Below are 16928 nucleotides of genomic sequence, written 5' to 3'. Positions count from 1 at the left end.
GTATGATATCGATAACATAATGGCAAGTCTTCCGGTGCGAGGACACCCCAATATTGAGAAAGGGAAAGCGAATGTACACGCGAAGCGCCATATTCAAAGGCCTGATAAAACCCGGCAAGGAGGAAGAGTTCTATGCGGCCGTCGAAGAGCACCTGATTCCGGCATGGTCGCAGATGCTTTATGCCCAAGCCGTCCGGGTCTATCGCCCGATTGAGTCAGAAGACGGGTTGACCGACATCTTTCTGGTTCAGGAAATCGACTATCCCAGCCGCGAGGCGATTGCCGAAGCATTGGCCTCGCCCCGCCGACTGGTTGCCATGCAGGCCCTGGAACGGGTGCGCCCGCTTTATGTCGGGCAGCACCACCACATAATCTATCGCAAGCTCACACGTAGTGTGGTCTGATCCTTATACATCGACGATCTGCCCACCCGCTGGCGGGTGCGGCGGGTTGCGACGCGCATCGGCCAGACCACAGAGCGCACGCCCCCCCATCACCAGAGCCTGGAGGATGATCAGCACGCCGCCGACCGGCATCGCCATGCGGGCGTAGGATACCAGAAAGTAGCTGGAGGGGCTGGTCTGCCCCCATCCGAGCATAACAAAGCGGTAGCCGTATTTCACCAGAAACAACCCGAAAAATATGACGATGATGTTCTGGATGAAGATCAGAACAAATTGCGCCTGCGGGCCAAGTGCGTCCTGTAGCAGATCAACCTGAAGGTGAAAGCCCTGCCGCAAGCAGACCGCGGCGCCAATCATTGCGATGTAGCCACAAAGATAAACCGCGGCCTCTTCGATCCATGGAAAGGGGAAGGGCAAGACGTAGCGCACCAATACCTGGAACACCAAAAGCAGGAAGGCACCGCCAAGGGCGAGGCCGATCGCCCATCGGCACAGCAGGTCAAGCCCGCCCATGGTCCGATCATAGGCGATGAATGCGCGGCGCAGGGCTCCGTGTGACTGAGCCGGTCCGGGTTGGGTCATTGTCATGACTATACGCCTCCCAATTCCATGAACGTTGGCAGGAAAGTGCTGAGTTGAGGGATGAAGATGATCAGGATTGCCAGAACCACCTCAAGGATGATCATTGGCCACATGTATTTCAGCATTTCCGGCATTGAGCATTTGCCGATCAGACAGGCCGTCAGGATGGCACCGCCGACAGGTGGTGTCAGGTGGCCGACGCCAAGAATGATGATGATGATCAGCCCTGTGTGAACCGGCGCGTAGCCGAACTGATAGAAGATCGGAATGATGATCGGCCCGAACAGCAGGATGTTGGCGGTGCGTCCGACAAACATGCCTGCAACCAACAACACGACAATGATCATTGCCAGCACCACATATTCATTGCCCGAAAAGGCAAGAAGTGCGTCAAGGATCTGCTGCGGGATGTGTTGCACTGCGACAATGTAGGAAAATGACAGCGCCACACCTGAAATCACCACCACGGCCGCAGAGGTCACTGCTGCCGAGGCGAAGATGCTGCCAAGATCGCTGATTGTGACTGACCGATATATCACCATTGTTGCGATGATTGCATAAAGCACCGCGATGGCTGCAGCCTCGACGGTCGTGAAGATACCGCCAAAGATACCGCCAAGGATGATGAGCGGCAAGCCAAGCGTCACGGCCCCGGCGCGCAGCGCGGACATGACCTCTGCCATGTTGGCGCGCGGATGCTTGGGAAGGTTGTATTTGCGGCAGGTCCAGTAAGCCATCACCATATAAGCAATCGCCATGAAGATTCCCACAGAGATCCCGGCGGCGAACAGGGCTGCCACAGGTACACCGAACACCGCACCGTAGATCACCATCACGATGCTGGGTGGCAGGGTTGGCGACAAGGTGGCAGATTGCGCGGTGATCGCGGCGGCATATCCCCTTGGATACCCGTCCTTGATCATTGCGGGCATAATGGTTGACCCCATAGCGGCAATATCCGCCTGACCGGAACCGGAGATGCCGGCAAAGAACACGCTGGACAGGATGTTTACCTGTGCAAGGCCGCCACGGAAGTGACCGACAAAGACGCGGGCCACGTCCAGCAGTTTGTCGATCAGTTGGCCGCGCACCATGAGCTCACCCGCAAGGATGAACATTGGCACGGCCAGAAAAGTAAAGGACGTCAGGCCGTTAAACATTCTTTGGTTCAAGATCAGAAGCGTGGATTCACGCCCTGTGTCAAGATAGTGGACCAAGGTGGACAGACCCATCGCGGCAAAGATGGGCAGTCCGATCATCACGCCGACGATCAGGGCGACAATCATAATGAAGACGATCACGGTGGCGGACCTTCCTGTTTGGGCTGTTCACGTGTGCATCAGGCCCGGCAAACATGCCGGGCCACAGCTGCGACACGCGGGCTTGATTACTTTGCGTAGCTGGCGCGAATACGTTCCAACGCTGCAAAGGCAGCTTCGGCAAAGTCTGCGTCAAGTTCCTGTGCGATGAACTGTTGTCCGATCGGGAAGGCAAGTGCTTGCCACTGGGCGAGCTCTTCGTCTGTCAGCACGGTAACCGTGTTGCCATTGGCCTGTGCCAGCTTCAAAGCCTCTTGCTCTTCGGTGATCGCAGCGCCGTTCTGGATGATGATCGACAAATAGATTGCTTCATCCAGCACCGATTGCAGTTCCGGTGACAGGCCCTCGTAAAAGGCATTGTTCAGGATATATCCCATGTAGGAGTAGCTATGCCCGGTCATTGAGATGTTGTTCAGGATGTCGAGGTGGCCAGCGCCTGCAGCCCCCGAAAGACTTCCTTCAACGGCATCGATGATGCCGGTCTGAAGCGCCTGATTGCGCTCGGATCCGGACAGCCCGACAACGCTGCCGATCCCCAGACCTTCCCAAAGTGCGATGTTCAGCGGACCAGGCGACACGCGCAGTTTGGTAGTGCCCAGATCAGACGGCAGACGGATCGGACCGGCTTTAGAATACAGATTGCGAAGCGAGTTTTCTGCCGCGCCCATGAACCGGATCTGATTGTTTGATTTTTCCAGCAGATGTGTCCGCACATAGCTGACAAACTCCGGATCTGTCATCAACGCGTAAAACTCGCGGCGGTTTGTGAACAGATAGGGTGCATCGAACAACTGAAAGTTTGGGGCGATGGCATTTAGCCCATGGATGCCCGGAACATACATTTCGAGTTCACCAAGCGTCAGCTGATCGACCACGTCGCGATCATCGCCAAGGGCACCATGAAAGACAAGGTTGACACTCAGTTCGCCGCCCGACCGACCTTCAACCAAGGTTTTGAAGGCTTCTGCCGCGATGGTCGCGCTGGGATTTTCGGAATGGGCGTACGTCATCTGAATCTGCGCGAGCGCAGTTGTGGCCATGGCCACAGAGATCGCAAGTGCGGCCCCTGTCCGGTTCAAGAGTGTGGTGAATTTCATCGGTCATCCTCCCTGATGATATCGATAACATCGTTCGCAAGATCAGGGTTGATTAGCTGCTTGTCAATCACCTTTATTGACGTGAGAGAGGCACTTTTGCGCCGCCTCGCAGACAAGTCTCTGAATCTGCACCAAACATTCTCCACCTTATTCGTTCATACCGCCGGCGGGTAGCACCCTGCGGTACGGGCGCGGAGGATCACCAGAGGCACGATCATGTCGAGGACAGGCACATACACGTCTGACTGCCGCCCGAAATCCTGTACGATCCGCAGGATGGAATCGATTTCCATCGGACGACGCAGATCAAGATCCTGGCGCATCGAAGGTCTTTGCAGCGCACCCACACCCGGTGAGACGACATCTTCTACATCTGCGCTCAGCCCGGAAAACCCATGTGCGGCAGCAACTTGCGCGCCTTCCAAAAACAGGGCGCGTGCAAGGCCGAGCACTTGCGGATCGTCGTTGATCTCGCGCACACGCGCGGCTGTGAGAACTGAAATCGGCGCAGAAGACAGGTTGCGCAGCAATTTGTGCCACATCCTTCTTCGAATATCTGCCACGACCTCGAACTCGAAACGCGGGCTCGACAACCTTTGAAAAAGGGCCGCCACATGGTCTGTCCGGTCCGGCTGCGATGATCCGATCACCAGTCGGTTGGTTTTGCTTCGGTTGCGTACGACACCGGCGGCAACGACCTCATTGGTGGAATAGATCACGGCCCCCATCGCGGCTCCAGGATCTGTCAGGAGCGACATCTGGCCTGCGGGGTCCAGACGCGAGGTATCCAGCGCACGGGACTGTGGCTGAAAGCCATGCCCATACCACCAGAAGACTCCGTTCATCGCTGTCAGCAGCGGCACATTCCGCCGCAGAGTTTCGGGCACTTTGCCCAGCACCAAGGGCAGGGCTGGGGCTTTGAGGGTCGAAATCAGAAGGTCTTGCGGCCCAAGGTCTGCCGGATCGTCGACGGCCTTCATCTGCCGAGTGATTTCGCCCCCCTCGGCATCAATGAGGCGCAGGCCTGATTGCCGGATCGCATCAAAATGCGCACCGCGCGCCAGAAGTGTAACGTCGCATCCGGCTTCGGCAAGGCTGATCGCAAGACAGCCGCCGGTTGCGCCCGCCCCAAGGATGGCCACCCGCATGTTGTTCCCTTTCAGATTGGCGACACCAATTCACAATTGACTTGGGTCGATTCTTCTTTCAGTGTTAACGATATCATAATTTGTGTGAAGGGAAATTCCGCCATCTCAGAAGCGGAAGATCAACAGGTCCGACACCAAAGCAATTGATACGTTCAGGGAGGAACGAACACATGACAGCATTCAGCCGTCGGCTTGCCGGCCTTTCGCTCGCATTGCTACTGGGCAGCACGTCGCTCGTGGCCGCGCAGACCGTTACCATTTCGATGACCCCACCGTCGGTCGAGACAAACCGCTATTGGAACACGCCGGGCGACTTCAATCTCTCGCCCTCGATGCAAGGGCTTGTCGGTCACGATCCGGTTTCGGGGACCTATGACAACAGCGGTCTTGCCGAAAGCTGGGAGCACAATGACGATTTCACCGAATGGACCTTCCGACTGCATCCAGGCGCCGAATTTCACTTCGATTTCGGTCCTGTTACCACCGCTGACGTGATCCACAGCCTTGCCCTTCACACTGGTGATGACAGCACTTTGATAGGCGTGGCACAGCTCAAGGGCGTGCAGGCCGAAGCGGTTGACGACAAGACCGTAAAGTTCATTCTGCCCGCTCCGCAGGTAGACTTCCTGTTCGCTCATGGTGGCCGCGGGTCGCTGGTGATCTACAGCAAGGCCCAGTTTGATGCCGAAGGGATCGAAGGCTATGATGCCCGGCCCGCCGGCACTGGTGAATTCCAGTTTGCCAGCCGGACTGTCGGGCAGGGCCTGTCTTTCGAACGGGTTGACGGACACTGGTCAGGCAAGGACGCGTTGATCGAGCGGCTGGATCTGAGGTTCATAGCCGAACCGGCGACGGCCCTTGCCACGCTTTTGTCAAAGGAATCCGACATCGCAATTCTGCCGCGTGAATTGCAGCCAGATGCTATCGCTGCCGGATTCGAAGTCATTTCATCCACAAATGCCGCCAATCAGACCGCCATGCTGTTCAACGGTACCTTCCTTCAGCCGGGTGATGACAAGCTGGTTGAAACGCTGCCCTGGCTGGACGTGCGGGTGCGCGAAGCGATCAACCGGGCAATCGACCGGGAGTCGATGATCGACGTTCTCTATGATGGCCGCGCGGAAATCCTGCCGGTGTTCGGCATGGATCCGCGCCACGAAGGCTATATGCCAGAACTGGCCGCGCGGTTCGAAGAGGCATACGGTTACGATCCGGATCGTGCCCGTGCCTTGCTGGCAGAAGCGGGATATCCAGAGAACTTCCCCAACCCGGTCGTGCCAATCCTGTCCACCAACCTTGCCGGAAACCCCGAGTTTCCGACCATGGCAGAGCTGATGCAGGTGTTTCTGGAAGAAGTCGGCATCCAGACGGAAATCCGTGAACTTGACTGGGCCGGATTGGGGGCGTTGCGCCGCGCGCGCGAGGCCACGCTGTTCCACCCGATGCGCAACATGCCGGTCAAGCCGAGTGCGGTTGGAATCAACAACTATTACGCGAGCGCCGGGCGACCCAATGTAAACTACGAAGATCCCATCGTCGAAGAATTGAACGCGCGCTATGCCGCTTCGATCGATGTGACCGAGCGGAATGATCTGGCAGGCAAGATCTTTACTCAGGTGTTCGACAACTACGCGGTTGCCCCGCTGGCCAGCTTGTCGGCCGAAGTGATGGTGAACCCTGACACGGTGTCCGGCTGGCAGTTTCCCGGTGTCACCTCGGCCGGGGTCAGTCACTTCAATCTGATCACACCGAAGTAAGTCCAGGCAAAAATGCCGGGCCGGGGAGATGATCCCCGGCCCGTTCCGCCTGTAGTGTCCAGCCTGAAAGAGCCTTGATGCTGAAGTTTCTGGCCCATCGTCTGATCCACGCGCTGATTTCCTTGCTGGTGATCACTGTCATCGTGTTCAGCCTGTCGCATCTGTCGGGCAACCCGATTGATGCGATGCTGCCCGATGATGCGACCCCGCAGCAGATCGAGGATCTGACCCGCCATCTGGGGTTGGACCGGCCCATTCTGGTGCAATACCTGACATTCTTGCAAAACGCCGCTGTCGGAGATTTTGGCGACAGCCTGAAATGGAAGGGCCAGACCGCCGCGCAGGTGGTTCTGGAACGGATGCCCGCTACCTTGCAACTCGGCGGACTGGCACTGCTGATCAGCGTTGTTGTCGCCATCCCCTTGGGCGTTCTGGCGGCTGTTTACAAAAATACCATCTTTGACGCGACAGCCACCGTGATCGCCCTACTGGGGCAGTCCCTTCCGGCCTTCTGGCTGGGCATCGTGCTGATGTGGATTTTTGCAGTGACCCTGGGGTGGCTGCCGACATCTGGCCATGGCGGTCTGTCGCACATGATCTTGCCCGCCATTTCGATGGCCTGGTTCCAGATTTCCGCCCTTACCCGGCTGACGCGTTCAGCCATGTTGGAGGTGCTTGACGCCGAATACATCAAGCTGGCGCGTGTCAAAGGGGTGCGTGAGCAGCAGGTGATCTGGAAACACGCCTTTCGCAACGCCGCCATTGTGCCGATCACCTATTTCGGCGTGTTGGCCGGATCGTTGCTCACCGGATCGGTGGTGATTGAGACGGTGTTCAACTGGCCCGGAACCGGGTGGTTGGCGATCACTGCCATTCAGGGCCGTGATTTCCCGGTGGTCCAGACCGTTGTGCTGTTCTTTGCCGTGCTGTTCTTGCTGGCGAACTTCGTTGTCGATGTTCTTTACGCGCTGATCGATCCGCGCATCCGCAACGCCTGACTGAAAGCGCAAGATGTTCAACCGTATTCCCTTTCTGCGTCGCTTTCCGGTCATCCCGGTGGCAATCTTGCTGGTGGTGCTGATTATCCCGGCCTTTTTCGCCACATGGATCGCCCCACATGATCCCTACACAAGCAATCTGCGCGCCCGACTGGTGCCACCGGTCGGCTTTGGGGGGAGTTGGGATTACCCGCTTGGCACCGACCGTCTGGGGCGTTGCATGCTCAGCCGTATCCTGCATGGCGCGAAATATGCGCTTGGCATTTCGATGATCGGCATTGTGCTGGGTGCTGTTGTCGGCACCGTTCTGGGGCTGATCTCGGGGTATCTGCGCGGCTGGGTGGATGTCTTCATCATGCGGCTGGTCGATATCACCTTTGCCCTGCCCAGCATCCTTCTCGCGCTCGCCCTCGCGGCAATCTCGGGTCCGAGTTTCAGTCTGGTCGTCATTGTCGTGGTCTTTGTGATCTGGGGGTTCTTTGCACGTCAGGTAAGGGCTGAAACCCTGTCAATGCGCGAGCGGGATTTCGTAGCCAAGGCGCGGGTCGCCGGGGCATCCGACACGCGGATCGTGCTGAAATACATTCTGCCCAACATCGCCAACACCATCATCGTGCTGGCCACCTTACAGATCGGCGTGGTCATCATTCTGGAGGCAAGTCTAAGCTTCCTTGGCATCGGCATCCCACGCCCTGCGCCCGCGTGGGGGCTGCTGGTGGCGGATGGTCGCCAACTGATCGTGTCGAACTGGTGGATATCGCTGTTTCCCGGCCTCGCCATCCTGCTGACGGTGCTTTCGGTCAACCTGTTGGGTGACCGTCTGCGGGACTGGCTCGACCCAAAATTGCGGCAGGTGTGATATGACTCCGACCCCTGATCCTCCGGTTCTGAATGTCGTCAACCTGCGCACCGAACTGGTGTTTGGCGCTCACCGGGTCGAGGTGGTGCGCGATGTGAGTTTCTCGGTCATGCGTGGCGAGACGCTGGGCATCGTCGGTGAGTCCGGCAGCGGAAAATCCATGACCGCGCTGTCGATCATGCAGGTTCTGCCGCGCCCGATCGGGCGAATCCACAGCGGTGAGATCTGGTTGGACGGTCGCAATCTGGTGGGCCTGTCCGAAGATCAGATGACCACCGTGCGAGGGCGAGAAATCGGCATGATCCTGCAAGACCCGCACACGTCGCTGAACCCAGTCTATACCGTTGGCAATCAACTCGTCGAGGCCCTCCGCCTAAACCGCACGGCAGAGTCCCGCACCTTGAAGAAGCGCGCCATCGCCCTGCTGAAGCGGGTAAACGTCGCCGATGCAGAGCGCCGGTTCCACGCCTATCCGCATCAGATGAGCGGCGGAATGAAACAGCGGGTGGTTGGCGCGATTTCGCTGGCCGGTGCCCCTAAAGTCATCATCGCGGATGAGCCGACAACCGCGCTGGATGTGACCATCCAGTTGCAATACCTGCAGCTGCTCGAGGATATCCAGCGCGACACCGGCACGGCAATCGTATTCATCACCCACGATCTGGGCATCGTGGCCCGGCTGTGCCACCGGTTGGTGGTGATGTATGCAGGCCGTATCGTTGAAGAAGGCACGGTGGCCGATGTCTTTGACGCGCCCTCTCATCCCTATACCACCGCGCTGTTGAACTCGGTGCCCCATGTTGACCGCAAGGTGGACCGACTTTACGCCATCGCAGGCCAGCCGCCGACCCTGAACGAGATTGGCGAAGGATGCAGTTTCGCCCCGCGTTGCCCCCATGCCGATGATTTGTGTCGCACCACACGGCCACCGCGGGATCCGGGCAAGAGCGGCTCAACCGATCACTTTGCAAGCTGCTGGAAGCTTCGGGACATCGCATGACACAGCCCATTCTGGAACTGCGCAATCTGACCCGGCACTTTGATGTTGGCACAGGGGGCATGTTCTCGGCGCGCCGGGGTCTTGTGCGGGCGGTCGAGGATGTCAGCCTGACGCTGGAACATGGCCAGACACTTGCACTTGTCGGAGAGTCTGGTTGCGGCAAGACCACGCTGGCACGGATGCTGCTGCGCCTGCTGCCGCCGACATCCGGTCAGGTTCTGGTGGACGGTCAGGATGTGGCGACCCTATTGGGTTCCACCTTGCGTGCCTTCCGCACCAAAGTGCAGGCGGTGTTTCAGGATCCGTGGGCGTCGCTCAGCCCCCGCATGAAGGTGTTCGACATCGTGGCGGAAACGCTGGTTGTGAATGAGCGGCTGACCAAAGGCGAGCTGACCCGCCGGGTTGATGAAGCCCTGACCTCGGTTGGTCTGCGCCCCGAACAAGCACGGCTCTATCCGCACGAGTTTTCCGGAGGTCAGCGTCAACGCATCGCCATCGCCTCGGCAATCATCGCTCGGCCAAAACTGATGATCCTCGATGAACCGGTATCGGCACTTGATGTCTCTATCCGGTCGCAAATCATGAATTTGTTCAAGGATATCCAGACCGAATACGGCTGCAGTTATGTGATCGTGGCGCATGACCTGGGCACCACCCGCTATATGGCCGACCGGATCGCGGTGATGTATCTGGGCCGTCTGGTCGAGGTTGCCCCGACAGATGAAATCTTCGATCTGCCGCGCCACCCCTATACCGAGGCATTGTTGTCTGCCGCCTTGCCACTCCGGCCCAGGAAGGACCGCGCCGAGGCGATCCAGCTGAGCGGTGAGGTGCCGTCGCCGATGAACCCTCCCAGCGGGTGCGCTTTTCATCCGCGGTGTCACCGTGTGATCGACGGTCGTTGCAGCAGTGATATCCCGGTCTCGCAGTCCATTGGCCCGGCGCATCGCGTGGCCTGCCACCTTTACTCCGGCTGACCGGCCGTTTCCGAACCGACCAAAAGGAAAGACCAACCATGACTATTTCAAATAAAATCGCACTCGTCACCGGGGCAAGTCAGGGCATTGGCAAGGCCTGCGCCGTAGCGCTACTGGGAGTTGGATACACTGTCATCCTTGTTGCGCGCAGTCAGGAACGGCTGAACAAGGTTGCCGCGGACCATCCGGGCAAGGCTCATCCCATCGCTTGTGATGTGACCGATCCAGAGGCGGTTGACCGTCTGTATGCCGTGATCCGCGACCGGTTTGGTCGTCTTGACGTCGTGTTCAACAACGCCGGAGTATCTCTGCCCTCGACCGAGATTGCCGATATTTCTTTCGACGACTGGCGCAATGTGCTGTCGGTCAACCTTGATGGCGCCTTCCTCATTGCACGCGGTGCCTTTGGCCTGATGCGGAACCAAGACCCCAAAGGTGGGCGGATCATCAACAACGGCTCGATTTCGGCACATGTGCCCCGGATCGGATCGGCCGCCTACACCGCCTCGAAAACTGCGATTACCGGTCTGACGCGAACAATTTCGCTCGACGGACGTAAACATGATATCGCCTGTGGTCAGATCGATATCGGCAATGCAGCATCAGACATGACCCAAGCGATGCAAGAGGGCGTTCCGCAGGCTGACGGCACGCTCCGCCCGGAACCCGTGATGGACGTGGCCCTGGTAGCAGATGCTGTTGTGCATATGGCCGGGCTGCCTCTCAATGCCAATATTCAGTTTATGACCATTATGGCGACCAACATGCCGTTCATCGGGCGCGGCTGACAGCCGCAGGAATGTAAACGCCGACGCGGTAGAAGATCAAGTATCGGCCATGAACCCTGCGACATTCATCGTGGTGTTCATGTCGGGCCACCACAGGTCAGGCTTGCGGCATGTCGGCAATGTCGAGGTAGAACTGTAGAGTTCGCGTATGAGGCTCAACGCTCACCACGGGTTGTTTCGGGCGATCTAATCGCCGGTGGCTTCAAGGTCTGCCCGGTCCCGGCGGTGATCGGGACCTTCATTCCGTGGGTCGGCCCGTACCTTCATATTTCCGCTCGAGGCGCGCGGCGACATCCGCCAGCGGCTTTGTCCGTCCTGTCTCGGCATCTTCCATGCCGCGAGCCAACGCTTGATCGAGCACCGCCAGTCGGGCTTCTCGCTCCCGAAACAGGCGGATGCCTTCCCGAAAAACCTCGCTCTTCGAATTGTATCGACCGGTCTCGACCAGCTTCGCGACGAAGTTCTCCAACTGACGCCCCAAGTCTGCGCTGATCATACCGGACGTCCTTTCTGTGTTGCTCCATAATGCCGCTCCTTATAAAAGACATTAACACTGCTGCATCGTTGGTCAGAACCCGATGAACCAATGTCACCGGGCAATCTCCCATGCCAAAACAGCCTGCCCGTGCACCGCCCGCATTGCCGTGAACCTTGGGCATCCGAATCTTCGGATCACCTGCAGGACGCGTGCATCATAGCCGGCCTGGCCGATGACGCGACAAAGGTCAGACGCGTGAAACTGGCGGTTTGAGCTTGGCGCAGCCTTGATCTGGTCGTGCAGCTCGCGCTCAAGCGGGTCCTGCACGCGTTGCGGCGTGGATGGTTCCTCTGGACGGGAGGTCTCGCACGGCGAGCTGCGCCAACGGCGCATGAAACCCAGCAAGAAGCCCGCTGGAACCGTCTCGTTACCACGCGCTCGGTTGAAAGCGAGGAAGCGGTCTCAGATGACCTGGGTGTCGACGTTCCAGCAGGGCAGGGCTGCCTTCGCAGCCTTGATCAACTCCACCCAACATGTCTGGAAAACGTTTACTTCAGCAGAGATGTTGATTCGTCCTGAAAACATAGTTCTGTTAGAGTCTTCTCTATATAGTGAAGTGTCGCCCGTGCATGACGCGACATCTTGGAGGTTGCCCTCATGCTCAAAGGCGGCAAACCGGAAGAGCCAAGGCGCGTACTTGCCGTTCGACTTCTCGCGCTCAAGCTGAAGGTCGGACGCTTGCAATTCGCCGAGCAGCACGTTCAGGTACTGCCGGGAGATACCCATCTTCTCTGCTAGCACGGCAAGTGTGAAGGCGGCAGTGCCCCGGGGAAGGCTATTGTAGCCCTCTTTCTAGGCGATGCCATCGAGGATGATCGTTGCCAGCTTGTGGGCTGAGACAGAAAGGCGGTCTGTGTAGATCCGTCGCAGGATCGGTATCGGCAGCAGCATGAAGATCTTGATGACGTCATATACGAAAAACTGCACCGACCCACCGATGCGCGATGTAGGGTCAAGACCGAAGGCCGCAACCCCAGCCCCGACCAGATCGTTGAGCCACTGCATCCGCAAAAGCTGATCGTTCAGCCAAGTAAAGACGGTCACTCCATCACCTCTTCGACCAAGTCCACCGCCAACAGCACCCGCAGATGTGGCGGCAGATCAAACCGCATCCGGTAGCGCACCCATTGAGCGTCCCGGCGATCTGCCACCAGCCCCGCCGGCTGCAGCACCTGCAGATGCCGCGACATCCGGCTTTATGGGGCGTCAAGGCGGTGCATTGGATTGCAGATGCAGTGCTCTTTCCCGCCGGAGGGGATTCGGGTCGCAGCTAGGCGCGTCGATTCGGCAAGGGCAGGAAGTGCGGTCAGACTCATGCGGGGCTCTCCAAGCTATGCGCATCTGCACATGCACGTTGCAGCTTTGCCTTGATCTGCATCACGCCGCCTGGCTTGCGCCATGCGCGCCCCCACGCATCATGGTGGCATCTGTCATGTTAGTTTCACATAACCGCAATATGAGTGTCACCAAGCCAGCCTATGTCCGCTTCAGGTCATAAAAATGGGCCGCGAGACATTCAGGAGAGTCACATGAAACTCACACATATCACCGTATCGGCGCTTGCGCTGATCGCCGCTTCCGCGACCGTCGCATCTGCCCGCGACCAGATCCGCGTTACCGGTTCCTCGACCGTGTTCCCTTATTCCCAAGCTGTGGCTGAAGAATTCGCCAACCAGACCGGCTCACCTGCTCCGATCGTCGAATCGGTCGGCACCGGCGGCGGCTTTCAGGCATTCTGCGGCGGCATCGGCGAAGGTCATCCGGACCTGACCGGCGCTTCGCGCGCCATCAAGAAATCGGAATATGACCTCTGCGCCACCAACGGCGTGACCGACATCTCCGAAGCCCTGATCGGCAACGACGGTCTGGCGATGTCCATCTCGCGCGCCAATACCTATGACTGGGATATGACCCTCGGCGAAATGTACACCGCGCTGGCGGCTCAGGTTCCGGTCGACGGCGAGTGGAAAGACAATCCATACAAGAACTGGAACGAAATCAACCCGGCGTTCCCGGATGTTGCAATCACCGTTTACGGCCCGCCGCCTACCTCGGGCACGCGCGACGCCTGGGTCGAGATTGCCATGCACAAGGGCTGCGAGCAGCTCGAGTTCGTGAAAGCCGGCGGTTTTGACGGCGACTGGGTCGAAGAGAACTGCTCGCGCATGCGCACGGACGGCCCGTTCATCGAAGCTGGCGAAAACGACAACCTGATCGTGCAGCAGCTGAACGCAAACTCCAACGCAATGGGCATCTTCGGCTATTCGTACCTGTATGAGAACCTTGACCAGCTGAAGGGCGTGAAGTTTGGCGGCATTGAGCCGGACTTCGACACCATCGCAGCCTATGACTACGAAGTGGCGCGTCCGCTGTACTTCTACGTGAAGAACGCTCACCGCGGCGTAATTCCGAACCTGCAGGAATTCATCGAAGAATACATGTCGGATGCGGCCCTGCAAACCGGCGGCTACCTGGCTGAGCGCGGCATGACCCCGCTGCCGGAAGCGCAAAGGAAAGAGTACCAGACCAGCGTTCTCGGCGCTGTGAACATGGAAGCTCCGACCGAGTGATCCTGATTTGACCCAGCGTGCCGCCCGAAAATTTCGGGCGGCACGTTTCTAACTGTCGGGCAATGAAACCAGGAGTCCGGAGCGACCATGACCTCGCTTGCATTTTTGATACTCTTTCTGGTCGTCGTATTCGGCTACGTGCTGAACCGGGCGGCCGCGAACCAGTTACGTGACAAAGGCTTCCGGCTTCACTCGCTCGCAGGATTTCATGGGCTCTATGCCGCATTGGTGGTGTTGGTCCCGACAACTGTGTTTCTGATCCTTTGGTTGATGCTTCAGGGGACTGTGATCAACAACATGACGATGTCTAGCCTGCCGGCAGGCACGCTGGACGGGCTCGACACAGGTGCGACACAGCTGATCCTTGCTGAAATCAGCCAGATTGCCGGTGGGCGCATGTTTGGAACACCTGATCCATGGAAAACCGAGGCTGCAGAACGCATGACCTCTTTGCGCGCCACGGCTGCTACGCTCATGGTAGTACTGACTCTCACGCTGACTGGCGGACTTGCCTTTTTCTCATGGCGTCGAGTTGCACCGGATTTCCGCGCTCGTCAGGGCGCCGAAGGCATTGTTTCGGGCCTGATGATCTTTTGTTCGACGGTGGCAATCTTTACGACCGTGGGTATCATCGGCTCGCTAATGTTTGAGACGTACCAGTTCTTCACCATGGTTCCGTGGTACGAATTCCTGTTCGGCACCAGATGGGAGCCGCAGATTCCCCTGCGTGCAGACCAGATCGCTGCCGAAGGCGCGTTTGGCTGGTTGCCGGTTCTTCTTGGCACTCTGGTCATCTCTGCTGTCGCGCTGTTCATCGCAACGCCGGTCGGTCTGCTGTCAGCCATTTATTTGAACGAATTTGCGTCACCAACGTTTCGCAAGATCGCCAAACCCGTTCTCGAAATTCTCGCGGGCATCCCGACCGTTGTGTATGGCTTCTTCGCAGTTCTGACCATCGCGCCCGCCCTGCGCGGCTTTGGCGAATGGTCCGGACTGCCGATTGCCCCGAACACGGCCATGGCTGCAGGGATCGTTATGGGGGTCATGCTGATCCCGTTCATCTCGTCCTTTGCCGATGATGCGCTGTCGGCCGTGCCGCGGAGCCTGCGTGATGGCTCGCTCGCACTGGGGGCCACACGGGCTGAAACGGTCACCAATGTGCTGTTTCCCGCGGCCATTCCCGGCATCGTTGGCGGTGTACTTCTTGCCGTCAGCCGGGCCATTGGCGAAACGATGATCGTGGTGATGGCTGCCGGCCTGATTGCCAAGATGACGATCAACCCGCTCGACTCGGTCACAACAGTGACCGTGCAGATTGTGACGCTGCTGATTGGCGACAGTTCTTTCGACAACCCCAAAACCCTCGCGGCTTTCGCGCTCGGCATGATGCTGTTTGTCGTGACACTGGGGATCAACGTGCTGGCGCTGCGCATCGTGCGCAAGTACCGCGAAGTCTACGATTGAGGATGATTAGGACATGACTGATACAACCTCCGCTCCTGCCGCCTCTCCGTCAGGAAAGAACGACTGGGCTTCGTCCGAAATCAGAGCGCGTGTCAAAAAGCGCAACAACTCTGAAGCCCGGCTGAAATACATCGGCCTTGCCGCCATTGGCTTTGCTTTTGCTATGCTTGCCGTCTTGATCGGCTCTCTGGTCCTGACCGGGCGGCATGCGTTTACCCAGACCCATGTGACGCTGGATGTGACGTTCAGCGAGGAATTCATCAACCCTGAGAACCTGGCACGGTCCGACTATCGTGGCCTGATGCAGGCTTCCGTGGCTGCCTCTTTGCCTGGGCTGGCCGAAGATGAGCAACGTAAGGCGGTTGGCGTTCTGTCGAATGCGGCGCAGTTTACCGCGCGCGACCGGATTGTCGCAGAACCAACGCTCATCGGACAGACTGTAAAGCTGAATGTGCCGACATCCGACGCGTTCGACCAACTTGCCAAGGGCCTGATCGACCGGGAAACGCCCGAGCAGTTCCGGCGCCTCAAGGATGACGAAATTGCAATCTTTGACCGGATGGTAGCTGACGACCGAGTGACCAAACCGTTCAATACTGCGCTTTTGAACAACGCGGACTCACGCTTCCCTGAGCTTGCGGGTTTGCGGGGGGCTATCGTAGGGTCATTCTGGGCGTTGCTGACCTGCTTTGTCCTGTCATTTCCGATCGGGATTGGTGCCGCGATCTACCTCGAGGAATTCGCACCCAAGAACAAGATGAGCGACTTCATCGAGGTCAACATCAACAATCTTGCCGCTGTTCCATCGGTGGTGTTTGGTTTGCTGGGTCTGGCGGTGTTCGTCGGCGCGTTCGGGATGGGACGGTCGGTTCCCCTTGTCGGCGGTATGGTGCTGGCGCTGATGACGCTTCCTACCATCATCATCGCAACACGCGCGGCCCTCAAGGCTGTGCCACCCTCGATCCGCGAAGCGGCACTTGGTGTGGGCGCATCCAAACAGCAGGTCGTTTTCCACCACGTTCTGCCGCTCGCAATGCCCGGTATTCTGACTGGAACGATCATCGGGTTGGCTCAGGCGCTAGGTGAAACGGCACCACTGCTGCTGATTGGTATGAACGCATTTGTCACCGCGGCACCATCAACCCCCTTTGATGCTTCGACGGCCCTGCCGACTCAGATTTTCATCTGGGCCGATAGTCCTGAACGTGGCTTCGCCAGCCGAACGTCCGCTGCCATCTTGGTACTGTTGGGCTTTCTTGTGATGATGAATGCGGTCGCCATCTATCTTCGTTCTCGATTTGAGCGGAACTGGTGATACTCATCCCTATGCAATAGTCAACTCAACGGTACCCCTCACCTCTCCTGCGGAGACCTGTGGCCATTCAAGGGCGTTGTTGCAGAACTCTGACTTTAGAGGATTCACAACG

The 16928-nt window shown here is 58.3% G+C and carries 18 protein-coding genes; 10 read left to right on the top strand and 8 right to left on the bottom strand.

The genetic code is table 11. From position 1 onward, the window contains the following. The first annotated feature begins 71 nt into the window (after positions 1-71). Entirely contained in the window at positions 72-404 is a 333-nt protein-coding gene (locus EEB11_RS17030) for a hypothetical protein (protein ID WP_135433420.1), read from the top strand. Between the two features lie 3 nt (positions 405-407). On the opposite strand, the gene EEB11_RS17025 is transcribed toward EEB11_RS17030, so the two are convergent. The 4 genes from EEB11_RS17025 to EEB11_RS17010 form a co-directional block, all read right to left on the bottom strand. After that, positions 408-992 (bottom strand): TRAP transporter small permease, encoded by a 585-nt coding sequence (locus EEB11_RS17025; protein ID WP_135433418.1) that lies wholly within the window; start codon positions 990-992, stop codon positions 408-410. 2 nt (positions 993-994) lie between these two features. Further along, complete coding sequence (locus tag EEB11_RS17020; RefSeq protein ID WP_135433416.1) at positions 995-2287, bottom strand: TRAP transporter large permease; 1293 nt, start codon at positions 2285-2287, stop codon at positions 995-997. Positions 2288-2373: 86 nt separating this feature from the next. Then, on the bottom strand, positions 2374-3402 hold the full coding sequence (locus tag EEB11_RS17015; protein WP_135433414.1) for a TRAP transporter substrate-binding protein: 1029 nt from the start codon (positions 3400-3402) through the stop codon (positions 2374-2376). 155 nt (positions 3403-3557) lie between these two features. Then, positions 3558-4550 (bottom strand): ketopantoate reductase family protein, encoded by a 993-nt coding sequence (locus EEB11_RS17010; RefSeq protein ID WP_135433412.1) that lies wholly within the window; start codon positions 4548-4550, stop codon positions 3558-3560. A 170-nt stretch (positions 4551-4720) separates the two neighbouring features. On the opposite strand from EEB11_RS17010, the gene EEB11_RS17005 reads away from it, so the two are divergent. The 6 genes from EEB11_RS17005 (at position 4721) to EEB11_RS16980 (ending at position 10929) form a co-directional block, all read left to right on the top strand. Beyond that, positions 4721-6307: an ABC transporter substrate-binding protein gene (locus tag EEB11_RS17005; RefSeq protein ID WP_135433410.1), complete on the top strand. Its 1587-nt coding sequence runs from the start codon at positions 4721-4723 to the stop codon at positions 6305-6307. A 77-nt stretch (positions 6308-6384) separates the two neighbouring features. After that, a complete protein-coding gene (locus tag EEB11_RS17000; protein WP_135433408.1) occupies positions 6385-7305 on the top strand; it encodes an ABC transporter permease in 921 nt (306 codons plus the stop codon). Between the two features lie 13 nt (positions 7306-7318). Next, positions 7319-8164 carry an ABC transporter permease gene (locus EEB11_RS16995; protein ID WP_135433406.1) on the top strand — a complete coding sequence of 282 codons (846 nt, stop codon included), beginning with the start codon at positions 7319-7321 and terminating at the stop codon, positions 8162-8164. Position 8165: 1 nt separating this feature from the next. Then, positions 8166-9164 carry an ABC transporter ATP-binding protein gene (locus EEB11_RS16990; protein WP_135433403.1) on the top strand — a complete coding sequence of 333 codons (999 nt, stop codon included), beginning with the start codon at positions 8166-8168 and terminating at the stop codon, positions 9162-9164. Next, the gene (locus tag EEB11_RS16985) at positions 9161-10141 is read left to right on the top strand and encodes an ABC transporter ATP-binding protein (RefSeq protein WP_135433401.1); all 981 of its coding nucleotides are present in this window, start codon (positions 9161-9163) and stop codon (positions 10139-10141) included. The genes EEB11_RS16990 and EEB11_RS16985 overlap by 4 nt, the downstream gene beginning before the upstream one ends. 38 nt (positions 10142-10179) lie before the next feature. Further along, the gene (locus EEB11_RS16980) at positions 10180-10929 is read left to right on the top strand and encodes an SDR family oxidoreductase (protein WP_135433399.1); all 750 of its coding nucleotides are present in this window, start codon (positions 10180-10182) and stop codon (positions 10927-10929) included. A gap of 238 nt (positions 10930-11167) precedes the next feature. Here EEB11_RS16980 and EEB11_RS16975 read toward each other — a convergent pair whose 3' ends face one another. From EEB11_RS16975 to EEB11_RS20360, 4 genes are all read right to left on the bottom strand, one after another. Continuing rightward, positions 11168-11425, bottom strand: a complete 258-nt coding sequence (locus EEB11_RS16975) for a type II toxin-antitoxin system ParD family antitoxin (RefSeq protein ID WP_135433397.1) — start codon at positions 11423-11425, stop codon at positions 11168-11170. Between the two features lie 444 nt (positions 11426-11869). Then, positions 11870-12193: a hypothetical protein gene (locus EEB11_RS20485; protein ID WP_167852783.1), complete on the bottom strand. Its 324-nt coding sequence runs from the start codon at positions 12191-12193 to the stop codon at positions 11870-11872. A 66-nt stretch (positions 12194-12259) separates the two neighbouring features. Then, positions 12260-12511, bottom strand: coding sequence for a hypothetical protein (locus tag EEB11_RS20480; RefSeq protein ID WP_435531121.1), 252 nt, complete (start codon positions 12509-12511; stop codon positions 12260-12262). Beyond that, on the bottom strand, positions 12508-12657 hold the full coding sequence (locus tag EEB11_RS20360) for a hypothetical protein (protein ID WP_354002105.1): 150 nt from the start codon (positions 12655-12657) through the stop codon (positions 12508-12510). Before EEB11_RS20360 ends, EEB11_RS20480 begins: the two co-directional genes overlap by 4 nt. A 339-nt stretch (positions 12658-12996) precedes the next feature. On the opposite strand from EEB11_RS20360, the gene EEB11_RS16960 reads away from it, so the two are divergent. The 3 genes from EEB11_RS16960 (at position 12997) to pstA (ending at position 16816) form a co-directional block, all read left to right on the top strand. Next, complete coding sequence (locus EEB11_RS16960; protein WP_135433395.1) at positions 12997-14037, top strand: substrate-binding domain-containing protein; 1041 nt, start codon at positions 12997-12999, stop codon at positions 14035-14037. Between the two features lie 87 nt (positions 14038-14124). After that, complete coding sequence (pstC, locus tag EEB11_RS16955) at positions 14125-15501, top strand: phosphate ABC transporter permease subunit PstC (RefSeq protein ID WP_135433393.1); 1377 nt, start codon at positions 14125-14127, stop codon at positions 15499-15501. 13 nt (positions 15502-15514) lie between these two features. Continuing rightward, entirely contained in the window at positions 15515-16816 is a 1302-nt protein-coding gene (gene pstA, locus EEB11_RS16950; protein ID WP_135433391.1) for a phosphate ABC transporter permease PstA, read from the top strand. Positions 16817-16928: the final 112 nt, after the last annotated feature.

It is taken from the genome of Pseudotabrizicola sediminis, from assembly GCF_004745575.1.
GTDB lineage: Bacteria > Pseudomonadota > Alphaproteobacteria > Rhodobacterales > Rhodobacteraceae > Pseudotabrizicola > Pseudotabrizicola sediminis.
This window is presented reverse-complemented; position numbering and strand designations above follow the sequence as displayed.

Bases quoted from the DNA above. Each gene is read 5' to 3' on its own strand.
- EEB11_RS17030 (WP_135433420.1), top strand. From the start codon at position 72: ATGTACACGCGAAGCGCCATATTCAAAGGCCTGATAAAACCCGGCAAG.
- EEB11_RS17025 (WP_135433418.1), bottom strand. From the start codon at position 992: ATGACAATGACCCAACCCGGACCGGCTCAGTCACACGGAGCCCTGCGC.
- EEB11_RS17015 (WP_135433414.1), bottom strand. From the start codon at position 3,402: ATGAAATTCACCACACTCTTGAACCGGACAGGGGCCGCACTTGCGATC.
- EEB11_RS17010 (WP_135433412.1), bottom strand. From the start codon at position 4,550: ATGCGGGTGGCCATCCTTGGGGCGGGCGCAACCGGCGGCTGTCTTGCG.
- EEB11_RS17005 (WP_135433410.1), top strand. From the start codon at position 4,721: ATGACAGCATTCAGCCGTCGGCTTGCCGGCCTTTCGCTCGCATTGCTA.
- EEB11_RS17000 (WP_135433408.1), top strand. From the start codon at position 6,385: ATGCTGAAGTTTCTGGCCCATCGTCTGATCCACGCGCTGATTTCCTTG.
- EEB11_RS16995 (WP_135433406.1), top strand. From the start codon at position 7,319: ATGTTCAACCGTATTCCCTTTCTGCGTCGCTTTCCGGTCATCCCGGTG.
- EEB11_RS16990 (WP_135433403.1), top strand. From the start codon at position 8,166: ATGACTCCGACCCCTGATCCTCCGGTTCTGAATGTCGTCAACCTGCGC.
- EEB11_RS16985 (WP_135433401.1), top strand. From the start codon at position 9,161: ATGACACAGCCCATTCTGGAACTGCGCAATCTGACCCGGCACTTTGAT.
- EEB11_RS16980 (WP_135433399.1), top strand. From the start codon at position 10,180: ATGACTATTTCAAATAAAATCGCACTCGTCACCGGGGCAAGTCAGGGC.
- EEB11_RS16975 (WP_135433397.1), bottom strand. From the start codon at position 11,425: ATGATCAGCGCAGACTTGGGGCGTCAGTTGGAGAACTTCGTCGCGAAG.
- EEB11_RS20485 (WP_167852783.1), bottom strand. From the start codon at position 12,193: ATGGGTATCTCCCGGCAGTACCTGAACGTGCTGCTCGGCGAATTGCAA.
- EEB11_RS20360 (WP_354002105.1), bottom strand. From the start codon at position 12,657: ATGTCGCGGCATCTGCAGGTGCTGCAGCCGGCGGGGCTGGTGGCAGAT.
- EEB11_RS16960 (WP_135433395.1), top strand. From the start codon at position 12,997: ATGAAACTCACACATATCACCGTATCGGCGCTTGCGCTGATCGCCGCT.
- pstC (WP_135433393.1), top strand. From the start codon at position 14,125: ATGACCTCGCTTGCATTTTTGATACTCTTTCTGGTCGTCGTATTCGGC.
- pstA (WP_135433391.1), top strand. From the start codon at position 15,515: ATGACTGATACAACCTCCGCTCCTGCCGCCTCTCCGTCAGGAAAGAAC.